The 19,461-nt window shown below is 70.4% G+C and carries 14 protein-coding genes; 4 read left to right on the forward strand and 10 right to left on the reverse strand.

Annotated elements, in window-relative coordinates; all coding sequences use genetic code 11:
* The 3 genes from ACLBWJ_RS00135 to ACLBWJ_RS00145 form a co-directional block, all read right to left on the reverse strand.
* On the reverse strand, nt 1-1,152 hold the full coding sequence (locus ACLBWJ_RS00135; protein WP_274179555.1) for a serine/threonine-protein kinase: 1,152 nt from the start codon (nt 1,150-1,152) through the stop codon (nt 1-3).
* 106 nt (nt 1,153-1,258) lie between these two features.
* Complete coding sequence (locus tag ACLBWJ_RS00140; RefSeq protein ID WP_269266051.1) at nt 1,259-2,305, reverse strand: FHA domain-containing protein; 1,047 nt, start codon at nt 2,303-2,305, stop codon at nt 1,259-1,261.
* A gap of 33 nt (nt 2,306-2,338) precedes the next feature.
* Nucleotides 2,339-3,934, reverse strand: a complete 1,596-nt coding sequence (locus tag ACLBWJ_RS00145; protein ID WP_354450483.1) for a dolichyl-phosphate-mannose--protein mannosyltransferase — start codon at nt 3,932-3,934, stop codon at nt 2,339-2,341.
* A gap of 22 nt (nt 3,935-3,956) precedes the next feature.
* On the opposite strand from ACLBWJ_RS00145, the gene rsmI reads away from it, so the two are divergent.
* The gene (gene rsmI / locus ACLBWJ_RS00150; protein WP_274179553.1) at nt 3,957-4,781 is read left to right on the forward strand and encodes a 16S rRNA (cytidine(1402)-2'-O)-methyltransferase; all 825 of its coding nucleotides are present in this window, start codon (nt 3,957-3,959) and stop codon (nt 4,779-4,781) included.
* 87 nt (nt 4,782-4,868) lie between these two features.
* Here the strand turns inward: rsmI and ACLBWJ_RS00155 are convergent, their stop codons facing one another.
* The 5 genes from ACLBWJ_RS00155 to ACLBWJ_RS00175 form a co-directional block, all read right to left on the reverse strand.
* Nucleotides 4,869-7,205, reverse strand: a complete 2,337-nt coding sequence (locus ACLBWJ_RS00155) for a glycosyl hydrolase 53 family protein (protein WP_282501051.1) — start codon at nt 7,203-7,205, stop codon at nt 4,869-4,871.
* 107 nt (nt 7,206-7,312) lie between these two features.
* Nucleotides 7,313-8,206 carry a sugar ABC transporter permease gene (locus ACLBWJ_RS00160; RefSeq protein ID WP_269266054.1) on the reverse strand — a complete coding sequence of 298 codons (894 nt, stop codon included), beginning with the start codon at nt 8,204-8,206 and terminating at the stop codon, nt 7,313-7,315.
* Nucleotides 8,206-9,834 (reverse strand): ABC transporter permease subunit, encoded by a 1,629-nt coding sequence (locus ACLBWJ_RS00165; protein WP_114589280.1) that lies wholly within the window; start codon nt 9,832-9,834, stop codon nt 8,206-8,208. Before ACLBWJ_RS00165 ends, ACLBWJ_RS00160 begins: the two co-directional genes overlap by 1 nt.
* 61 nt (nt 9,835-9,895) lie before the next feature.
* Nucleotides 9,896-11,131 (reverse strand): sugar ABC transporter substrate-binding protein, encoded by a 1,236-nt coding sequence (locus tag ACLBWJ_RS00170; RefSeq protein ID WP_274179551.1) that lies wholly within the window; start codon nt 11,129-11,131, stop codon nt 9,896-9,898.
* Nucleotides 11,132-11,276: 145 nt separating this feature from the next.
* A complete protein-coding gene (locus ACLBWJ_RS00175; RefSeq protein WP_274179550.1) occupies nt 11,277-13,298 on the reverse strand; it encodes a beta-galactosidase in 2,022 nt (673 codons plus the stop codon).
* Between the two features lie 198 nt (nt 13,299-13,496).
* Between ACLBWJ_RS00175 and ACLBWJ_RS00180 the strand changes: the two genes are divergently transcribed.
* The 3 genes from ACLBWJ_RS00180 to ACLBWJ_RS00190 are packed head-to-tail and all read left to right on the forward strand — an operon-like array spanning nt 13,497 to nt 17,082.
* On the forward strand, nt 13,497-14,513 hold the full coding sequence (locus tag ACLBWJ_RS00180; RefSeq protein ID WP_274179549.1) for a LacI family DNA-binding transcriptional regulator: 1,017 nt from the start codon (nt 13,497-13,499) through the stop codon (nt 14,511-14,513).
* A gap of 59 nt (nt 14,514-14,572) precedes the next feature.
* Nucleotides 14,573-16,141, forward strand: coding sequence for a methionine--tRNA ligase (gene metG, locus ACLBWJ_RS00185; RefSeq protein ID WP_404567693.1), 1,569 nt, complete (start codon nt 14,573-14,575; stop codon nt 16,139-16,141).
* A gap of 2 nt (nt 16,142-16,143) precedes the next feature.
* On the forward strand, nt 16,144-17,082 hold the full coding sequence (locus ACLBWJ_RS00190) for a TatD family hydrolase (RefSeq protein ID WP_274179547.1): 939 nt from the start codon (nt 16,144-16,146) through the stop codon (nt 17,080-17,082).
* Between the two features lie 4 nt (nt 17,083-17,086).
* On the opposite strand, the gene ACLBWJ_RS00195 is transcribed toward ACLBWJ_RS00190, so the two are convergent.
* Nucleotides 17,087-18,052 carry a LacI family DNA-binding transcriptional regulator gene (locus ACLBWJ_RS00195; protein ID WP_274179546.1) on the reverse strand — a complete coding sequence of 322 codons (966 nt, stop codon included), beginning with the start codon at nt 18,050-18,052 and terminating at the stop codon, nt 17,087-17,089.
* Nucleotides 18,053-18,060: 8 nt separating this feature from the next.
* Nucleotides 18,061-19,377, reverse strand: coding sequence for a glutamyl-tRNA reductase (locus ACLBWJ_RS00200; protein ID WP_269266062.1), 1,317 nt, complete (start codon nt 19,375-19,377; stop codon nt 18,061-18,063).
* Nucleotides 19,378-19,461 lie beyond the last annotated feature (84 nt).

Here is a 19,461-nt window from a genome sequence, read left to right on the forward strand (position 1 = left end):
TCAGAACCCTCCGCCGACGATGAGGAGCGTCGTCGCCGCTCCGGCTCCGGCCACCAGCAGAGCGCCGCCGGCGATCAGCGCGACCCGCGCGGCGGTGCCGAGACGGCGGGTCGGCTCGGCCCCGGCGAGGATCGTTCCCTCATCGGGGCGACGGTCGACGGCCTTTGCTGCCCGCGCCGGGCGACGCGACTCGTATGCCACCGACGGACGGACGGGTCCGCGCGCACGGTCGTCGGCGAAGTCGACGCTGGCGCCAGCCGCGGCCCACTCGTCGACGGCGACCTCCATCGGAGTGTGCGGCAGTCCGAGTTCGTGCTGGACGAGCTGCAGGTCGTGGGCGAGGTCGGCTGCCGTGGCTTGCCGCGCACCCGGATCGCGACTCATCGCGCGTGCGAGGACCTGTTCCAGGCGCTCGGGCACGTCGCCGCGGCCGATCGGTGTGTACGACGCTTTCCGGATGCGCGACTTCAGCTGCTCGCGGCTGTTCTGGCCGCTGCCGGCACGCTCGAACGGGCTGCGGCCGGCGAGGAGTGAGTACAGCGTCGCCCCGAGCCCCCAGACCTCGGCCGTCACCGAGCCCGAGATGCGCTCGTCGATGATCTCGGGAGCACTCCAGGGCACCGACATCGCGAACACCTCGTCGCCGTCGGAACGACCCGAGATGGCGGCGGCGATGCCGAAATCCGACAGCACCGGAGTGCCGAAGGTCGTGATGAGGATGTTGGACGGCTTGATGTCGCGGTGGAGCAGTCCGGAACGGTGCGCGGTCTCGAGCGCCGAGCCGATCTTCACGCCGAGCTGCAGCACCTCCGCGACCGGGATCACCTCGCGGCGGTAGCGATTGGTGAGGGAGGTGGGGCAGTACTCCATCACGATGTAGGGCCGACCATCGGAGGAGATCGAGGCCTCGTAGATGGTCAGGATCGAGGGATGCGAGCTCAGACGCGCCATCACGTCCGCTTCGGCATTGAACATGCGGAGCAGGCTCTCGTCGACGATGTCCTCGAGGAGCACCTTCACGGCGACAGGACGGCGCGGGAGGTTCTGCTCGAAGAGGAAGACATCGGCGAACCCACCGGTTCCGAGGGGGCGGACGTAGGTGAATCCCGCAAGACCGGGCGGCGCGGAGGGCAGTCTCGACGCCACAGTCATGCACCCCCTGTCAACGGGGGCGCGATGTCATCGTCCCCCGGAATCCGAATCCGGTGAGATTTTTCTAACACACCGAGGTCGGGCCGGGAAATCGCTTGTCGTCGCCTCACGAGAGCGACTCGAAAGTCGCGCGGATCCCGTCGCCGAGATCGAGCACGGCCCCGGGGGAGACGCGCGAGGCAGCGCCGCTCCGCAGCAGGCCGGCTTCGCCCGAAGCGTCGCGCACGATGGTGCCGTTGGTCGAGCCGAGGTCGCGCACGACGAGCGCGCCATCGTCGAGCCGGACCTCCACGTGAGTTCCCGACACCTCTTTGCGGGGCGAGGGCACGGCAACGATCCGGGCGCCGGGATGCTGCGCCGCGCGGGGCGCCCTCCCCAGCACGATGGGGCGGTCGAGCGGGTAGTCGCCGCCGGGCTCGAGACGCAGGACATACCGGTGGGATGCGGGTGCGTCGGCTACGGGGGCGGGGGCGCGACGGGACCCGAGGACGGTGCTGTCGTCGACCTCCGCCTCCCGAGGCGACTCCGGTTCCGATACCAGTTCGGGCTCGGGTTCGGGCTGCGGGCGCCGTCGCGGCCCGAAGGGCGGGGTCAGCGCGCGTCGGTCGACGGCGACGGTCTCGAGCGGGTCGGCGTCTTCGAGCGCGGCAACGGGGGCCGCGGAGGATGCTGCGGAAGCCGGGATCGCCGCGACGGCGGCGCGTGCGGTCGCGCCCCATTCGAGGGCGTCGGTGCGGACGACGCCCCGACCGATCGGGAGCAGTGAGCGACCGGGCTCGGTGCCGAGCCCGAGCGAGATGCCCGCCACGTGCTGAGCCGATCCCTCGACCCAGGTCCCGACCCCGGTTCCGGCATAGCTGCTGCGCTGCGGACCGTGCAGGTCGATCGTGGCCGCGCCGCGGACGGCGACCGAGACCGCGCTCGATCCGGCGTCGACGACCTCGACGAGGGCGAAATCGGGCAGGGCTCCGATGCCGACGGCCGCGATCGCCGAGAGGACGTCCTCGAACGCGGCATCCCTCCCCGTCATCGCCTCCCACACCGCAGCGGCGAGCGCCTCGCCGGCACCCGGACCGAGCAGCAGGGCGAAGCGATCGGTGACCATCGCGAACCCCGCGCCGCGGGTGTCGTCGGGCGTCGGGTAGCGGAACACGCGCCTAGCCTACGGTGCCGCGCGCGGCGGGCGTCAGACCCAGCCGGGCAGCCAGTTGTGCAGCCGGTAGAACTCGTAGGGCACCGAGATCGCCGACCACAGCGGGAACCAGAATGCGGCGAGGACCAGGACGAGGCCGAGGAACACGACGACGACGCGTTCGACGCCGCGGGTGGTTCCTCGATCGCGACGCGCGGACCGGACCGCCGATCGGATGACGAAGACCAGAGCGAGCAGGAGGAACGGCTGGATCAGGACCGTGTAGAACTGGAAGATCGTGCGCTCGGGGAAGAGCAGCCACGGCGAGTACGTCGCGACGACACCGGTCAGGACGATGCCGTACGCGCCGTCACGGGTGCGGAACAACAGGTAGACGAGGTACAGCACGCTCGCGACGCCCGCCCACCAGACGATGGGGTTCGGCATGCTGTACAGGATCTCCCAGCAGCCGTTGGGGTCGGTGCACGAACCGGTTCCGCCGGGCGTGCTGCCCGCGTACATCGAGGTCGGGCGCAGAAGGAGCGGCCATTGCGCCGCGGGGCTCGCGTAGGCGTGGGGAGTCGACATCCCGGCCGTCGACCCGTACATCGACTCGTGATATCGCCACAGGCTCTGCAGCGACAGGGGTACCCATGACCAGAATCCGGTCGCGGGGTTCGCGTCCGCAGCGTGCCGGTCGTACCCGCCGTCGGTCACGAACCAGCCGGTCCACGACGCGAGGTACACCACGAGCGCCACCGGCACGAGCAACACGAACGACACCGCCCCTTGCCGGACCGTCGCGTCGGCGGGCCAGAACAGGATGCCGGCGCTGCGGCGGGCGAGGGCATCGCTGACGACGAGGTAGATGCCGATCGCCGCCAGCACCCAGACGCCCGACCACTTCACCGCGGTCGCCGCGCCGGCCGCCGCACCCGCGGCGATCACCCACGGGCGGTTCCACAGCACCGGTCCCCAGGCGGGGGCGCCGACGTCGTCCCATCGCGCCGCGATGCGCTCGGCGAGAACGACCCGGCTGCGTTCGCGGTCCAGCACGACGAACCAGAACGCCAGCAGGGTGAACAACGTCAGGAAGATGTCGAGCAGCGCCACCCGGCTCATCACGATCCCGAGGCCGTCGATCGCGAGCAGGCCGGATGCCAGCGACGCGAAGACGATCGAACCGGTGAGGCTGCGTGCGAGGAGGTAGAGCACGAGCACGCACGCCGTGCCGGCGAGGGCCGTGCCCAGGCGCCAGGCGAAGGTCGAGTCGGCGCCGAACAGGGCCATCGGCAGACCGATGAGGTACTTGCCGAGCGGGGGGTGCACGACGAAGCTGCCCGTCGTCGTGAAGATGTCGGTCTCGCCCGCGAGGAAGCGTTCGTCGGCGCCGTCCGGCCAGGTTGCGGCGTACCCGAGCACCCATTGGCTCCAGGCGTCCTTGACGTAATAGGTCTCGTCGAAGACCACGGCGTGGGGATGAGCCAGGTTCCACATCCGCAGGACGGCGGCGATCAGCGTGATCACCAGCGGTGCGATCCAGGCCATCCGTCGGGCGAAGGCCGGGTCGCCGCTGAAGCGGGCGTGCCACCGGTCGAGAAGGGTCGGCCGACGCCTCTCGGGGAGCAGCGGCTCAGCGGTCGTCGTCACGCCGCCAGCCTATGCTGGGGCGGTGATCATCCTCGCCGCGACGCCCATCGGCAACCTCGGCGACGCCACGACGCGGCTCGTGACCGCGCTCGAACAGGCGACGACCATCGCCGCCGAGGACACACGCACCACCCAGCGCCTGCTCCAGGCCCTCGGGGTGACCAACCGTCCCCGTCTGATCGCCCTTCACGACCACAACGAGAAGCAGCGAGCCGTCGAGCTCGTCGAGCGCGCCCGTACCGAGGACGTCCTCGTCCTCAGCGATGCCGGGATGCCCACGGTCAGCGACCCCGGGTTCGGGCTCGTCGCCGCGGCGGCGGCAGCGGGGGTCACCGTGACCGTTCTGCCCGGTCCGAGCGCCGTGCTCGCCGCGCTCGCCGTCTCCGGGCTTCCGACGGACCGGTTCGCCTTCGAGGGCTTCCCGCCCCGCAAGCCGGGGGACCGGCGCCGGCTCTTCGACCAGCTGGCCGGCGAGCAGCGCACGCTCGTCTTCTTCGAGGCGCCGTCGCGCATCGCCGAGGTGCTGCGGGCGATGGCCGAGGCGTTCGGAGGCGACCGCCGAGCGGCCGTCTGCCGCGAGCTGACGAAGCTGCACGAGGAGGTGGCGCGCGGCACGCTCGATGAGCTCGCCGCGTGGGCTGCCGACGGCGTCCGCGGCGAGATCGTCATCGTGGTGGAGGGCGCCGGGGCGCGCGAGATCGACCCCGCCGACGCGCTCGCGCAGGTCCAGCGGCTCGTCGCCGACGGCATCCGGCTCAAGGAGGCCGCCGTCGAGGTCGCGGCCGCGACCGGCCTGTCGTCCCGCGACCTGTATCAGGCCGCCCTCGCCGCCCGCGCCGGGTCCTGACGCGGGCCCGTTCGCGCGAGAACGCACCGACCCCGCGAGAACGCACCGTATCGGGCACGTTCTCGCGACGACGGTGCGTCTTCGGCGTCAGCTGCGCCGCATGCGGGCGCCCCGCCGGACGGCGAGGGGCAGACCGACGAACACGAGAAGCGCGGCGGCCGTGAGCGCGGCGAGGGGGAGTGCGCCGCCGGATGCTGCCAGGGCATCGGGTCCGGCGGTGAGCGCGGACGCCGTGCCGGGCAGCGCAGGTGCGGATGCCTCGGGGGCGGGCACCAGCCCGACGAGCGCATCGAGCGCAGCCCGGAGCGTCGTCGTCGAGGCGTCGACCTCCGCCTGCGGCGTCGCCGGGGCCGCCAGGACCGAGCGCGCAGACGCCAGTGCCGCGTCGACCGCGGCGAGGGATGCCGCGGTGTACATCGACCGGTCCAGCGAGGCGGCCTCGACCGTCGCCGCGGTCAGCGCCGCGAAGTCCGCCGCGGGTGCTGCGCGGACGAGCGCGACGTCGTCGATCGTCCCCCAGGCGCCGGCGGGCAGGTCGCCTGCGATCCGGACGGTGAGCGTATCGCCCGCTGACGCGAACACGGCGTCGGTGACCGGGGTCGACCACACGCGCCAGCCGTCGAGGGCGAAGCCGGTCTCCGCAGGCAGCGCGCGGGCAGCAGCCGCTTCGTTGGACAGGCTGAGCTGCAGGCGTCCGTCGGCCCCGGCGGCCCCACCTTGGGCGGCCGCGGAGGCGGTGTACCAGCCCGCCTCCGGCACGACGACCTCCTGCGCGAGGGAGAAGCCGTACGCGGCGTCGGCCCAGAAGTGCGCCGAGTACGTGCCGGTACGAGGATCGTCCTCCGCCCGCACGGTCAGGCCGCCTCCTTCCGAGCGCCACATCGAGACGTCCGCGTCTTCGAAGCCGCCGTTGCGGAGCAGGTTCCGCGCGATGACGGTGACCGTCGCCGACGTGGCATGGCCTGCCGAGGTGGTGCCCGAGAAGGTGTGCACGCCCACGCCGTCGACGGCATCCGGTCCCGGGGTCCAGTCGACGCTCTGCTCCTCGGTCGTCCCATCGGTGTAAGACACGGTGACGGTGTCGGGCAGCGCGATCGGGTCGCCGTCCGTGACGGTGAGCGCGACACGCTCGACATCGCTGACGGTCCGCGGAGCGATCGCGCCGGTGCGCACGTACGAGAACACGTTCAGCGACGCGAGGGGGTAGCCGTCGTGGTCGAACAGGGCCTGGTTGTCCCACGCGGAACCGCCGAACCACTGTCCCGCGTCATGGGGCTCGTAGCCGCCGGCGTAGCTCGACGCCCAGCCGGATCCGTCGCGCTCCCAGAGCACGCGGTTGGACTCGAGCTGCTCGGGCGGACCGACCGGCAGCCACGCGGGCTCCCAGTAGAAGACGCCGAGCCCGGCCTCGCCCACGTTCGCCACGGCTTGCACGACGTCGCGTACGGCGGCGGCCTGGCCCTGCACGCTCACGGGGTAGCGCGTCGCGTCTTCCGGGGTCTTCACGACGTTCGGGTGTCCGTCGCCGTCGTCGAGCGTGTACGCCCACGACGTCTCGGCCACGAGCACCTTCTTGTCGTACGTCTCGGCGATCTGCGACAGCACCGCCGTGAGGTTATCGGGCGTGCCGTGCCAGAACGGGTAGTACGACGACGCGAACACGTCGTAGTCGACATCCCGCGCCTTGAGCTCCCGGGCGACGCCCGCGTAGAACCCGGGGCGCTCGGGGTTGGTGAAGTGCAGCACGACGCGGGCGTCGGGCATGACGTCGCGGATCGCGGCCGACCCGGCGCTGAAGATCCGCGCCATGTCATCCCACCCGGTCACCCCGGCGATGCCGCCATTGGTCTCGTTTCCGACCTGCACCATTCGCACGTCGACCCCGGCGTCGCGGAATCGTATGAGCGCGTCGCGCGTGAACGCCCCGGTCGCCGCGACCTTCTCGTCGACGGTCATGCCCGCCCAGGCCTTCGGAGCCTGCTGCTTGGCGGGGTCTGCCCAGAAGTCCGAGTAATGGAAGTCGACCAGGACGCCCAGGCCCGCCGCCGTCGCGCGACGGCCGATCTCGATCGCCCGGGTGACGTCGACGTCGCCACCGCCGTACCCGTTGCCGTCGGCGTCGAAGGGGTCGTTCCAGACGCGGATCCGGATGTCGCTGACCCCAGCATCCCGAAGGATCCTGAACAGGTCGCCCGGGTTGCCGTCGGCGTCACGGAACACCACGTCCGACTCCTCGAGCGACAGCACCGACGACACGTCGACGCCGCCGATGAAGTCGGCCGGCAGGTTCTCGACCCGCGGCACGGTGATCGTGCTCGGGACTGGCGCCGGGTCGTCGGCTGCCGACGCCGGCAGCGCGAGCGCCCCCAGCGACAGGACCGCCGCAGTGACGGCCGCGGTCAGCCGCGGGATGATTCGTGGCATGTGCCTCTCCTTCGAGGTCGGCGCGCGCGGGCGCGCGAGAGCGTACGGTCCCGGCGAGTGCGTACCGGGGAGGGTGTTGTTTGGGCGAGAGGGTGCGTTCTCGGGCGTCAGCCCTTGACGGAGCCGGCGGTCAGCCCGCCGATGATGTAGCGCTGCAGGCCGAGGAACAGTGCGAGCACGGGGATCGCGGCGAGCACCGCGCCGGCCGCGAAGAGGCCCCAGTTGCTCGCGAGCTGGTTCGACACCCACTGGTACATGCCCACGGCGAGGGTCCAGTTGTCCTGCGACACCAGCACGATCTTCGAGATGATGTAGTCGCCGAACGATGCGATGAACGCCAGTAGGGCCACGACCGCGAGGATCGGGGTGACGAGCGGCATGATGATCCGCCAGAACACCTGGGCGTGCGTTGCGCCGTCGATCTTGGCCGACTCGTCGAGCTCCATCGGGATCGTGTTGAAGAACCCGTACATGAGGAAGGTGTTCACACCCAGGGCGCCGCCGAGGTAGACGCAGATGAGCGCGATCTTCGAGTTCAGGCCGAGGGCGGGGAACACCTCGCCGAGGGCGAGGAGCATCAGGAAGATCGCCACGAAGGCGAGCGCCTGCGGGAACATCTGGATGATGAGCAGGGCCGTGAGGCCCGGACGGCGACCGCGGAAGCGGAACCGGGAGAAGGCGTACGCTGCCGCGGCCCCCATCAGGACGGCGCCGACCGCCGACGCCCCGCTCACGATCAGCGTGTTGCCGTACCAGGTCCAGTACGACGTGCCGCTGAGGGAGGCGAAGTTCGCGAGGTCGAAGACGCCGAACAGCTGGTTGCTCGCGGCGAGGCTGCCGCGCGGGTTGAGCGCGGCCGAGATGACGTAGAGCAGCGGGAACATCGCGTAGAAGAGGATGACGAGCGCGACGAGGTACTTCCAGCCGACTTCGAGCAGCCACCGGCGGCGGCGAGCGCCGACGCGGCTGGGCGGGGTGGCGACGGTGGTGGTTGCGGACATCACTGGTACTCCTCCAGCTTGCGGGTCTGGCGGAACGCCAGGGCGGAGATCGCGCCGACCACGATGAACACGAGGATCGACAGGGCGCTGGCCAGGCCGTAGTCGGCAGCGCCGCCCGAGACTCCCGAGATGTCCCAGATCGCGGAGATCAGGATGTCGGTGGATCCGAGCGCATAGGGCGCGCCGGGGATCGCCGGCCCGCCGCTGTTGAACATGTAGATGACGGTGAAGTTGTTGAAGCTGAAGGCGAACGACGAGATCAGCAGCGGGGCGGTCGCGACGAGCACGAGGGGGAGGACGATCGCACGGAACTGCCGGAACCGGCCCGCGCCGTCGATCGACGCGGCCTCGAGCGTGTCGGACGGCAGTGCCTGCAGCGCGCCCGTGCACACGAGGAAGTAGTACGGATAGGTCAGCCACACGTTGACGAAGAGCACCGCGATGCGAGCCAGCCACGGGTCGCCGAGCCAGTCGATGTTCGCGCCGCCGAAGAAGAACTCATTGATGACACCGAACTCGGCGTTGAACATGCCGCGGAACAGCAGGGCCGACATGAACGCCGGGAAGGCGTACGGGAGGATGAACAGCGTCCGAAGGATCTTGCGGCCCTTCACCCGCGGGTCGTTGAAGATGAGCGCCACCACGAGCCCCATCGCGAACGGAATGAGCACCGACAGCGCCGCCCAGACGAACGTCCAGAGCGTGACGAGCGCGAGCGGCTCGAGCAGGCCCGGGTCTGTGACGAGGCGCAGGAAGTTGTCGAACCCGACGTTCACGACCCAGCCGGTGGGCAGGGCCGCTCCGTCCGCGGAGACGAATCGGCCGTCGTCTGTTGCCGTGTAGACGGCACCGGATGCCGTATCGGTGATGGTCTGCGCGTCGGCATCCCACGTCAGCGTCGAGAGGTACACGGCGCCGGTCGAGCCGTCGCGCGTGCGGATCGAGCCGTCGTTGGGGTCGTCCGAGACCGGTACGCGCAGCTCGACGATCTGCTCCTGCAGCGCGGGGTCGCCGAGGAAGGTGCCGCGGGGAACGACATTCCAGCCGGGAACGTCGGTGGGGGCGCCCGAGCCCGACGCGTCACCGACGACCTCGAGCGGCCGGTCGGTGGCCCCGGCCTTGATCTCGCCGTCGTCGACGATCGCGAAGCCGTACTCGCCGCCCTGTTCGACGACCGAGAGCGGGTACGAGGGCGAGGTGTCGATGCGTCGCTCGCCCTGGGCCAAAGCAGCGGCCACCGCCTGGTCCTGCGAACCGACGTGGCCGGCGCCGTAGTTCGTGAAGGCGATGTACGCCGTGTAGCCGAAGATGAAGACCTGGAACACCAGCAGGAAGGCGAGTCCCGGGAGCAGGTACTTCAGCGGCAGTGCGCGCTTGGTGAAGTACACGATGTCGGCGGCGACGAGCAGGACGGCCGCCGCGGTCGCGATGAGCCACGACTCGGCTTGGACGGCGGCGAACACCCCCATCAGGCCGAAGGCATTGACGATCGCCATCAGCACGAGCTTCACGACGAAGCCCCAGCCGATGCCCGACCAGCGTCGGCCATGCGGTTCTGACTGCTGCGAGCGGTCGGGGGAGCGAGGCGGCGGTGCGCTCTCGCTCACGGTTCCCTGGGGGACCGACATGTGCATCTCCTTCACGAGAGAGGTCCGGGGGCGGAGCGGTGTGCTCCGCCCCCGGAGGGGGTCAGCCGATCGCGGCCTGGACGTCGGTCACCATGGTGTTCCAGGTGCTGACGGGGTCGCCGCCCTTGATGATCTGCACCTGTGCGGCGTTCCACAGGTCCCAGACCGAACCCATCTCGGGGATCGAGGGCTGCGGCACGCCGTTCGCGGCGGAGGCGAGGAAGCCGGCGACGACGGGGTCGGACGAGACCTCGGCGGCGAGGGTCTTCCACGCGGGCAGGCGCGGGTCGGCCTCGTAGAGGGCGCGCTGCGCGTCATCCGTTGCGAGGTAGGTGGTCAGGAACTCCTGGGCCAGCAGCTTGTTCGCGCTCTCCGAGCTGATGTAGAAGCCCTGGACGCCCACGAACGGCGCGGCGGTCTCGCCGCCGGCCGACGGGATCGGGTTGACCTTGACGTTCACACCGTTGGCGGTGAGGGCCTCGATCGCCCACGGGCCCTGAACCGTGTACGCGGCGGTACCGGCGGCGAAGAGCTCGTTGTTGGTGTCGTAGTCGATCGTGGTCGAGATCTCGCCGGAGCCGGCCTCGCCGTGCGCGCCGAGCCAGGTGGCGAAAGCCTCGCCGCCCGCGCCGCCCATGCCGACCTCGGTCGTGTAGGAGCCGGTGGCGTCCTGCACGAACACCGGGGCGCCGAACGACGTCTGGAACCCGTACATCGTGTACGCGTCGCCCTTCTGACCCGCCGTGTTGATGACGAACGGACGCTCGGCGCCCGCGGTCTGGGCGCGGGCGATCATGTCGTCGAAGGACGACGGCGCCTCTTCGCCGACGAGGTCGGTGTTCTGCACGAGCGCGATCGTCTCGAGCGCGTAGGGGAAGCCGTAGAGCTGCCCGTCGTAGGTGAACGCGTCGACGGCGACCTTCTCGATCTGGTCGGTTTTGTCGCCGAGGTCGATCGTGTCGACGACGCCGGCCGAGACGAAGGAGCCGAGGAAGTCGTGGGCGCCCACCGTGATGTCCGGACCCTCGCCGGTCGGCACCTGGTTGATGAAGTCGTTGCGGATGTCCTCGAAGTTCTTCTGGACCAGCTCGATCTTGGTGCCGGTCTCGTCTTCGAAGGCCTTCGCCGCCGCCTCGATGGCCGGCGCGCGGTTGGCGTCGGTCCAGACGACGAGCGAGCCGCCGCCCGAGCCGCCTTCGGCGTTGCCGCTGTCGCTGGGGGTGCTGCCGCCGGAGCAACCGGCGAGCAGGACGGTGGTCGCCGCGATGGCGACGATTCCGGTCCCGATCTTGCGCATGGATCTTCCTTCCGAAGTGGTCGATCGGAAGGGCCTCGTGCGAGGTCGCTCCGTCACGACCGATGTGGATGCCGCTGCCGGGTGGCGGCGGCGCTTTCTCAGTGCATGCCGTGAGACGTCGGCTGTCTCCCGGCGTCGGGGTGGGTCAGTGACCACCCCCGGGTGCTGTGCGCGGTGCGCGGATGACGGCGACGTCGCCCGCACTCACCTCCAGCGTGCCCCGGACGGCGCGCCCTGAGAACAGGTCGACACCTTCCAGGGCGAGCTCAGCGTCCGTCGCCGCATGGTTGATCGCGATGACGTAGTCATCGGCGTCGCCCGCGCGGCGGACGATCTCGAGGCCGGCCGGCGCGTCGACCGGGGCGATGCCCGCGTCGGCGTAGACCTCCGCCATGATGGCGGCGAGGCCGGCGGCATCCGGTCGCGTACTGACGTACCAGCCGGTGCCCGCTCCGTGCCGCTTGCGCGTCACCGCGGGCATCCCGGCGCCCGGTCCGTCGACGTAGGTCGCGCGGGTCTCCGCGTCCGACACCACCAGGTGCTCGTGCCAGACGTCGGCGGTATGGGACGCGCCGCCGAACTCGATCGTCGTGGTCGCGCCCGCGCGCAGCGGCAGGTGCTCCTCGACGCGGACTCCGAGCGACGGCTCGAGGGGAGCGGCGAAGCCGCCCGGGTGCACGGCATCGTTCTCGTCGACGACGGCCGAGAAGAACGAGACGACCAGCGTGCCGCCGGCTTCGACGTACCGGTTGAGGTTGTCGGCGTCAGCCTGACGCAGGAGGTACTGCGCGGGGGCGATGACGAGCTTGTAGCCGGAGAGATCGTGGCCCGGCAGGGCGAAGTCGACCGTGATGTTGTCGCGCCACAGGCGCTCGTAGAACGCCCGGATCCGCTCGTCGTGCGAGACGTCCTCCGAGGGACGCCACTCGAGGTCCTGCGCCCAGAACGACTCGAAGTCCCACAGGATCGCGACGTCGGCGTGGACGCGCGAGCCGCGCACCTCGGTGAGGCGATTCAGCTTCGCGCCGAGATCGACGACCTCGCGGAAGACGCGTGACTCGGTGCCGGCGTGCGGCAGCATCGCCGAGTGGAATTTCTCGGCGCCGGAGCGCCCGGCGCGCCACTGGAAGAAGAGGATGCCGTCGGCACCGCGGCCCAGGTGCGACAACGAGTTGCGCGCCATCTCGCCCGGTCGCTTGGCGACGTTGCGCGGCTGCCAGTTGACCGCCGAGGTCGAGTGCTCCATCAGGATCCAGGGCTTGCCGCCCCCGACCGAGCGTGAGAGGTCGGCGGCGATGGCCAGGCCGATCTCGCCCTCGACGTCTGCAGCCCACAGGTAGTGGTCGTCCGAGACGATGTCGACCTCACGCGCCCAGGCCCACAGATCGCAGCCGTGGTGCTGATTCGCCATGAAGTTCGTCGTCACCGGAAGGGACGAGAACCGCCGGATGGCGTCGCGCTCCGCGATGAAGCACGCGCGCAGCTGGGCGTCGGTGAACCGCGCGAAGTCGAGCCGCTGCGCGGGGTTGACGACCGAGGGAGCGGCAGCGGGGACGCCGACGTGCTCCCAGACGCCGTAATGCTGCCCCCAGAAGGCGGTGCCCCACGCCGCGTTGAGGGCGTCGAGCGAGCCGTACTTCTCCTGCAGCCAGCCGCGCCAGGAGCGCTGGGCGTGCTCGGAGTAGTCCTCACCGACGGGGACGCCGTACTCATTGTGGACGTGCCACATGACGACGGCCGGGTGGTCGGCGTAGCGCTCGGCCAGCGTCGAGGCGATGCGCACGGCCGCCTCGCGGTAGGCGGGGGCCGAGTGCGACGCCATGCCGCGCGACCCGAAGCCCATCACCACGCCGTCGCGGTTGACGGCGCGGGCATCGGGGTGCTCGGCGAAGAACCAGGCCGGCGGGGATGCCGTCGGGGTGCCGAGGTCGACGGCGATGCCGTTCTCGTGGAGAAGGCCGATGATCTCGTCGAGCCAGTCGAAGTCGAAGACGCCCTCGCTGGTCTCGATGAGCGCCCACGAGAAGATGCCGACGCTGACGAGGTTCACTCCGGCTTCGCGCATGAGGCGGACGTCCTCGCGCCAGACCTCGCGGGGCCACTGCTCCGGGTTGTAGTCGCCGCCGTAGGCGATCCCGTCGATGGCCGGCCAAACGCTCGCAGGCATGAAACGCGTCCTCGTGTCTCTCAGATGCGCCGGTCGTACTGTGACCGGTCACAGGGGTGTGTGACCACTGTAAGCGCGCGACCGATCCGCGACCCGCCCCGTTATCGAACTGTGACCGGTCCCAGAAGGATTGCCAGCCTCGGCGCGTCCTCCAGGGCGCGAGACGGGTGAACGTCCCGTCCGGAGTAGGCTCGCGACGTGAACGGCTCCACCGGCGCGTCGCGCAAACCGACCATCCGCGACGTCGCGGCAGCGGCCGGCGTCTCGCACGGCACCGTGTCGCGGGTCATCAACGGCGGGCACTGGGTGTCGCCCGAGGCGCGGGACGCCGTCGACCGCGCGATCCGCGAGACCGGCTACACCGCGAACCACGCGGCCCGGAGTCTCGCGACGGGGCGGTCGAACTCGCTGGCCTTCCTGCTGACCGAGCCCCAGCACCTGCTCTTCGCCGACCCGACCTTCGCCCTGCTGCTGCGCGGAGCGACCGAGGCACTGGCCCAGCGTTCGATGACCCTCGTGCTGATGATCGCCGACACCGCGGCCGAGCGGGCGAACGTCGAGCGGTACGTGCGCGCGGGGCACGTCGACGGCGTGCTGCTCATCTCGTCGCACGAGTCGAACCCGCTGCTCGCCTCGCTGATCTCAGCGGGCGTGCCCACCGTGTGCACCGGTGTCCCGCTCGGCGATCGCGCGCACGTGCCCACTGTCTCGGTCGACGAGCAGGAGTCGGCACGCATCATGACGCGTCACCTCCTCTCGCGTGGTCACCGCCGCATCGCTGTGATCACCGGGCCCGACGACACCCCGGGCGGTCGGTACCGCCTGCAGGGGTTCCGTGAGGAGATGGGCGATCTGTTCGATCCCGAGCTCGTCGAGCAGGACGTCTATTCGAGCGACGCCGGCGCGGCGGCCATGACCCGTCTGCTGGAGCGCGCCCCCGACATCGACGCCGTCTTCGCGGCATCCGATGTCATGGCGGTGGGCGCGATCGCCGCCATCCGCCGCAGCGGACGGCGCGTTCCGGACGACATCGCCGTCGCCGGCTTCGATGATTCGGGCCTCGCGGCGACGCACGATCCGCCCCTGACGACGATGCGTCAGCCGTGGAACGAGATCAGCTCGGCGATGGTCGACATGGTGCTGCAGGTGATCGCGGGGGGTGACCCGGAGCCGCTCGTGCTGCCGACATCCCTCATCGTGCGCGAGACCGCGTGACGCGTCGCTGTGTCGACACACGGCCGCGGCGGTCCGCGCACTCGAACTAGAATCTCGGGGTGAGCAACGGCCGCAGCTTCTACATCACCACACCGATCTACTACCCGAGCGACCTGCCCCACATCGGGCACGGCTACACGACGGTGGCGGTGGATGCGCTCGCGCGCTGGCACCGCCAGGCGGGCGACGACACGTGGATGCTGACGGGCACCGACGAGCACGGTCAGAAGATGCTCCGCGCCGCGGCGGCGAACAACGTCACCGCTCAGGAGTGGGTCGACAAGCTCGTCGAGGAGTCCTGGTTCCCGCTGCTGCGCACCCTCGACGTCGCGAACGACGACTTCATCCGCACGACGCAGGAGCGTCACGAGGAGCGCGTGAAGGTATTCGTGCAAACGCTGTTCGACCGCGGATACATCTACGCGGGCGAGTACGCGGCGCTGTACTGCGTCGGCTGCGAGGAGTTCAAGCCCGAGGCCGAGATCGTCAACGGCACCGGTGCCTTCGAAGGCCTCAAGGTCTGCGCCATCCACTCCAAGCCCCTCGAGCTGCTGCAGGAGAAGAACTACTTCTTCAAGCTCAGCGAGTTCCAGGACCGCCTGCTCGAGCTGTACAAGACCGTCCCCGATTTCGTCCGCCCCGAATCGGCGCGCAACGAGGTCGTGTCGTTCGTGAAGTCGGGCCTCAAGGACCTGTCGATCTCGCGGTCTGCGTTCGACTGGGGCATCACGGTGCCCTGGGACCCCTCGCACGTCATCTACGTGTGGGTCGACGCTCTGCTGAACTACGCCACTGCGATCGGCTACGGCACCGACCCCGACGAGTTCGCGCGGCGCTGGCCCGCGTATCACGTCGTGGGCAAGGACATCCTGCGGTTCCACGCCGTGATCTGGCCCGCGATGCTGATGGCCGCCGGGCTCGACGTGCCGCGCGGCGTCTTCGCGCACGGCTGGCTGCTCGTCGGCGGCGAAAAGATGTCGAAGTCCAAGCTCACCGGCATCGCGCCGACCGAGATCACCGACGTGTTCGGCTCGGACGCCTACCGGTTCTACTTCCTCTCGGCCATCGCGTTCGGCCAGGACGGCTCGTTCTCATGGGAAGACCTGTCGGCCCGGTACCAGGCCGAGCTCGCCAACGGGTTCGGCAACCTCGCGTCGCGGACGATCGCGATGATCGAGCGCTATTTCGAGGCGATCGTGCCGGCGCCCGCCGAGTACACCGAGAGCGATCTCGCGATCCAGCGCATCGTCGCCGACGCCGCCGTCGCCGCGGACACTGCGATGGAACGGTTCCGGCCCGACGAGGCGATCGCTGCGATCTGGACGATCGTCGACGCGCTCAACGGCTACATCACCGAGAACGAGCCGTGGGCTCTCGCGAAGGACGACGCCCAGCGGGCGCGTCTGGGCACCGTCCTGTACACCGCCGCCGAGGGGCTGCGCGCCCTCGCGGTGCTCCTGTCTCCGGTGATGCCCGAGTCGACGCGCAAGCTGTGGGTGGCGCTCGGCATCGACGCCCGGCTCGAGGACCAGCCGCTGCGCGACGCCGGCACCTGGGGTGTGCTCCCCGCCGGTACGACGGTCAACGGCCTCGCGCCGCTGTTCCCCCGGGTCGAGCAGCCCGCCTGAGCATGGCCGACTCGCCAGAGAACACCGATCCAGCCGGCCCGGCATCGTCACTTCGTGGCGAGTCGACGGATGACGTGTCGCAGTACGTGCGCCAGCGCTCCCAGGCGGCGCGGGATGTGCGCTGGCCGGAGGCGCCGGAACCGCTTGCGGTGCCGGTCTACGACAACCACACCCACCTCGAGATCGAGGACGGTGACGAGCCGCGCACCCTGGAGGAGCAGCTCGAGCTCGCGGCATCCGTCGGTGTGATCGGCGTCGTCCAGGCCGGCGGCGATATCGACTCGTCGCGCTGGTCGGCGTGGGCGGCGGCATCGCATCCGCGCGTCCTCGCCGCCGTCGCCATCCACCCGAATGAGGCGCCGCTTTACGCTGCGGCGGGCCGGCTCGGCGAGGCCATCGCCGTCATCGACGAGCTGGCCGCGCAGCCGCGCGTGCGGGCGATCGGCGAGACGGGGCTCGACTTCTTCCGCACCGATGAGGACGGGCTGCCCGCCCAGTTCGAGAGCTTCGAGGCGCACATCGAGCTCGCGAAGAAGCACGGCGTCGCGATGCAGATCCACGACCGCGACGCGCATGACGCGGTCCTCCAGACGCTCGAGCGGGTCGGTGCGCCCGAGCGCACGGTCTTCCACTGCTTCTCGGGCGACGCCGACATGGCGCGGATCGCCGCCGACCGCGGTTACTGGCTGAGCTTCGCCGGCAACGTGACCTTCAAGAACGCGCAGAACCTGCGCGACGCCCTCGCGGTCACGCCCCGCGAGCGCATTCTCGTCGAGACCGACGCCCCGTTCCTCACGCCGGCTCCGCACCGGGGGCGGCCCAACGCGCCGTACCTGATCCCGGTGACGCTGCGCTTCATGGCCGCCGAGCTCGGGGTCGACGTCGAGGAGCTGTCCGCTCAGGTCGCCGCGAACACGCTCGAGGTCTACGGCGAGTTCTGACGCGTCAGCGCGTCGACGAGCCGCGGACGATCTCCCACGGAAGGTCGACGACGTCGGGCGACGCGGCATCGCGGATGCTGCTGAGCGCCTGGAACATCGCGGCGGGGGCGAGCTCCGGGTGCACGCAGACGTGCGTGACGCCCAGGCGGGTGTTCACGGCGCAGTCACTGGTGCACAGCGCGACGAACTGCATGTCGCGTGGGATGACGAAGTCCATCTCTTCGAGCTGCAGGTAGATGGCCGGCCCCTCTTCGGCGAAGGAGAAGATCGCATCCGCGCCGGCATCGCGGAGCTCGCCGACCCGGCGGGGGAGGGTGCCGTGCTCCGCGTCGAGGTACGCGACGAGGGGTTCACGGCCGCGCACGGTGCTCCACGCGTGGTACGCGGTCTCGCCGATTTCGTCGCGGGGCGAGCCCGCATCGTCGACGAGGAACCCGATTCGCCGGGCCCCACCGGCTTCGAGCAGGGCGAGCGCCGCGCGCACCGCCTCGTCGTAGCCGGTGCGGACGGTGATGGACAGCTCGGTGTCGACGTAGAGGTCATTGGTCGCGACGGGGATGCCGCGGGCGATGGCCTCGCGCAGCAGCAGGTCGTCGGCGGCCACCTCGGCGAAGTAGACGACGTCGATCTGCGCACCACGGAGCAGATCGGGTCGTGCCGCGGGCAGCATCGTGACCGTGAAGCCCTGATCGGCGGCAGCGCTGACGAGCGCGCCGATGTGCCGGCTGCGGTGGAGGGCGCCGCGCTTGGACAGGTCCAGCTCGGCATCCTGGGGAACGACGAAGCCGACCGACATCGTGCGGCCGCTCCGCAGCGCCGCGGCGTACTTGTTCGGCTGATAGCCGAGCTCGGCGGCGATCGCCTTGATGCGCTCCCGGGTCTCGGGGCGCAGGCTTCCGCGATCGTTAAGCGCCTGACTGATGGCGGCCGTCGAGACACCCGCGCGCAGCGCGATGTCTTTCAGGGTCACCGGCCGGCTCATGACCGACCGGCTCCCGCTTCGGCGTCGCCCGGGGCGCGCTCGGTCGGGACGGTGCCGCCCGGCGAGGTCGCTCCGGTCGCGGCGGGGAAGACGGTGGCCACCGCATCGGCCCAGGCTGCACCCGAACCGGAGGAGGCGAGCGTGTGCCCCTGCGCGATCAGGCGATGCAGCAGGACGCCGGAGAAGTGGCGCAGCGCAGCCTCGACCTGAGGCGACTCGCCCCGCAGGTGAGCCCGCTCGAGCTCGTCGTCGAGGATGCCGGTGATGTAGCCGCGCATCGCCACGACCGACGGGGCGACCTCGTGCACGCGACGCGCGGCGGCGTGCCGTGCTGCGGCTCCCGCGACGATCTCGCGCGCCTCGTCGAGCGTCGCGAATTCGTCGATCGGCGCGTGGATGCGGATCGTCTCGAGGTCGAGCAGCTCGATGTCGGGAACATCGCGCAGCGCCGGGTCGACGTTGCGGGGCAGACCGAGGTCGATGATCAGCTGCGTGCGGTCGGCGCCGCTGCGCCGTGCCGCGTGCTCGGCAGCGGTCAGAGCGTAGGTGTCGGTCGTGGTCGTGCAGGTGATGATGACATCGGCGGCTGCCGCCTCTTCGGCGTAGTGCTCGGCGTCGACGGCGACGAGGTGCTCGCGCTGGGCGAAGCGGCTGCGGCCCGAGCGCGAGTGCACGCGGACGTCGACGGCACCCTTGTCGCGCAGAGCGGCGAGGGATGCCGCGGCGTAGCGGCCGGTGCCCACGAGCAGAACCCGTGCAGTGGACCAGTCCGCCACCCGCGAGGATGCGAGCTCGAGGGCGAGTCGCACGAGCGAGCGGCCCGACTCGCCGATGCGTGTGCTGTTCTTCACGGCGCGCGAGGTCTCGGTGGCCCGCTGGAAGAGGTGCTCGAGGGGCGCCGTGGTCAGTCCGCCGCGCCGCGCGTCGTCGAGGGCGCGGCGCACCTGGCCGGCGATCTCGTCCTCGCCGACGGCGACGGAGTCGAGTCCGGATGCGACGGAGAAGAGGTGGTGGGCGACCTTGTTGCCGTGAGCGAAGTCGACGGTCTCGCGAACGGTCCGGTACGGAAGATCGCTCAGCTTCGCGATCTCTTCCATCGCGGCATCCATCGCCGGGATCGTCGAGGGGAAGTCGGCGTCGTCGCGCAGGTCGAAGTACGCCTCGAAGCGGTTGCAGGTCGCGAGCACGACGGCACCCTGGATGGCGTCATGGGCCTCTGTCAACCGGGTGCCGACTTCGTCTCCGATGACGGAGAGTCGCTCGAGTGAAGCGAGCGGCGTGGAGCGCTGATGCGCGGTGAGAGCGACGAGCACGTGCGGAAGAACCCCCTGGAATCGTGACTAGTATATCGATTAACTCATTCGAGGAGATCATCATTCCGGCATCCGCCCACCCTC

Source organism: Microbacterium sp. M4A5_1d (genome assembly GCF_053345465.1).

Bases quoted from the DNA above. Each gene is read 5' to 3' on its own strand.
- ACLBWJ_RS00135 (WP_274179555.1), bottom strand. From the start codon at position 1,152: ATGACTGTGGCGTCGAGACTGCCCTCCGCGCCGCCCGGTCTTGCGGGA.
- ACLBWJ_RS00155 (WP_282501051.1), bottom strand. From the start codon at position 7,205: ATGCCACGAATCATCCCGCGGCTGACCGCGGCCGTCACTGCGGCGGTC.
- ACLBWJ_RS00160 (WP_269266054.1), bottom strand. From the start codon at position 8,206: ATGTCCGCAACCACCACCGTCGCCACCCCGCCCAGCCGCGTCGGCGCT.
- ACLBWJ_RS00165 (WP_114589280.1), bottom strand. From the start codon at position 9,834: ATGTCGGTCCCCCAGGGAACCGTGAGCGAGAGCGCACCGCCGCCTCGC.
- ACLBWJ_RS00170 (WP_274179551.1), bottom strand. From the start codon at position 11,131: ATGCGCAAGATCGGGACCGGAATCGTCGCCATCGCGGCGACCACCGTC.
- ACLBWJ_RS00175 (WP_274179550.1), bottom strand. From the start codon at position 13,298: ATGCCTGCGAGCGTTTGGCCGGCCATCGACGGGATCGCCTACGGCGGC.
- ACLBWJ_RS00190 (WP_274179547.1), top strand. From the start codon at position 16,144: ATGGCCGACTCGCCAGAGAACACCGATCCAGCCGGCCCGGCATCGTCA.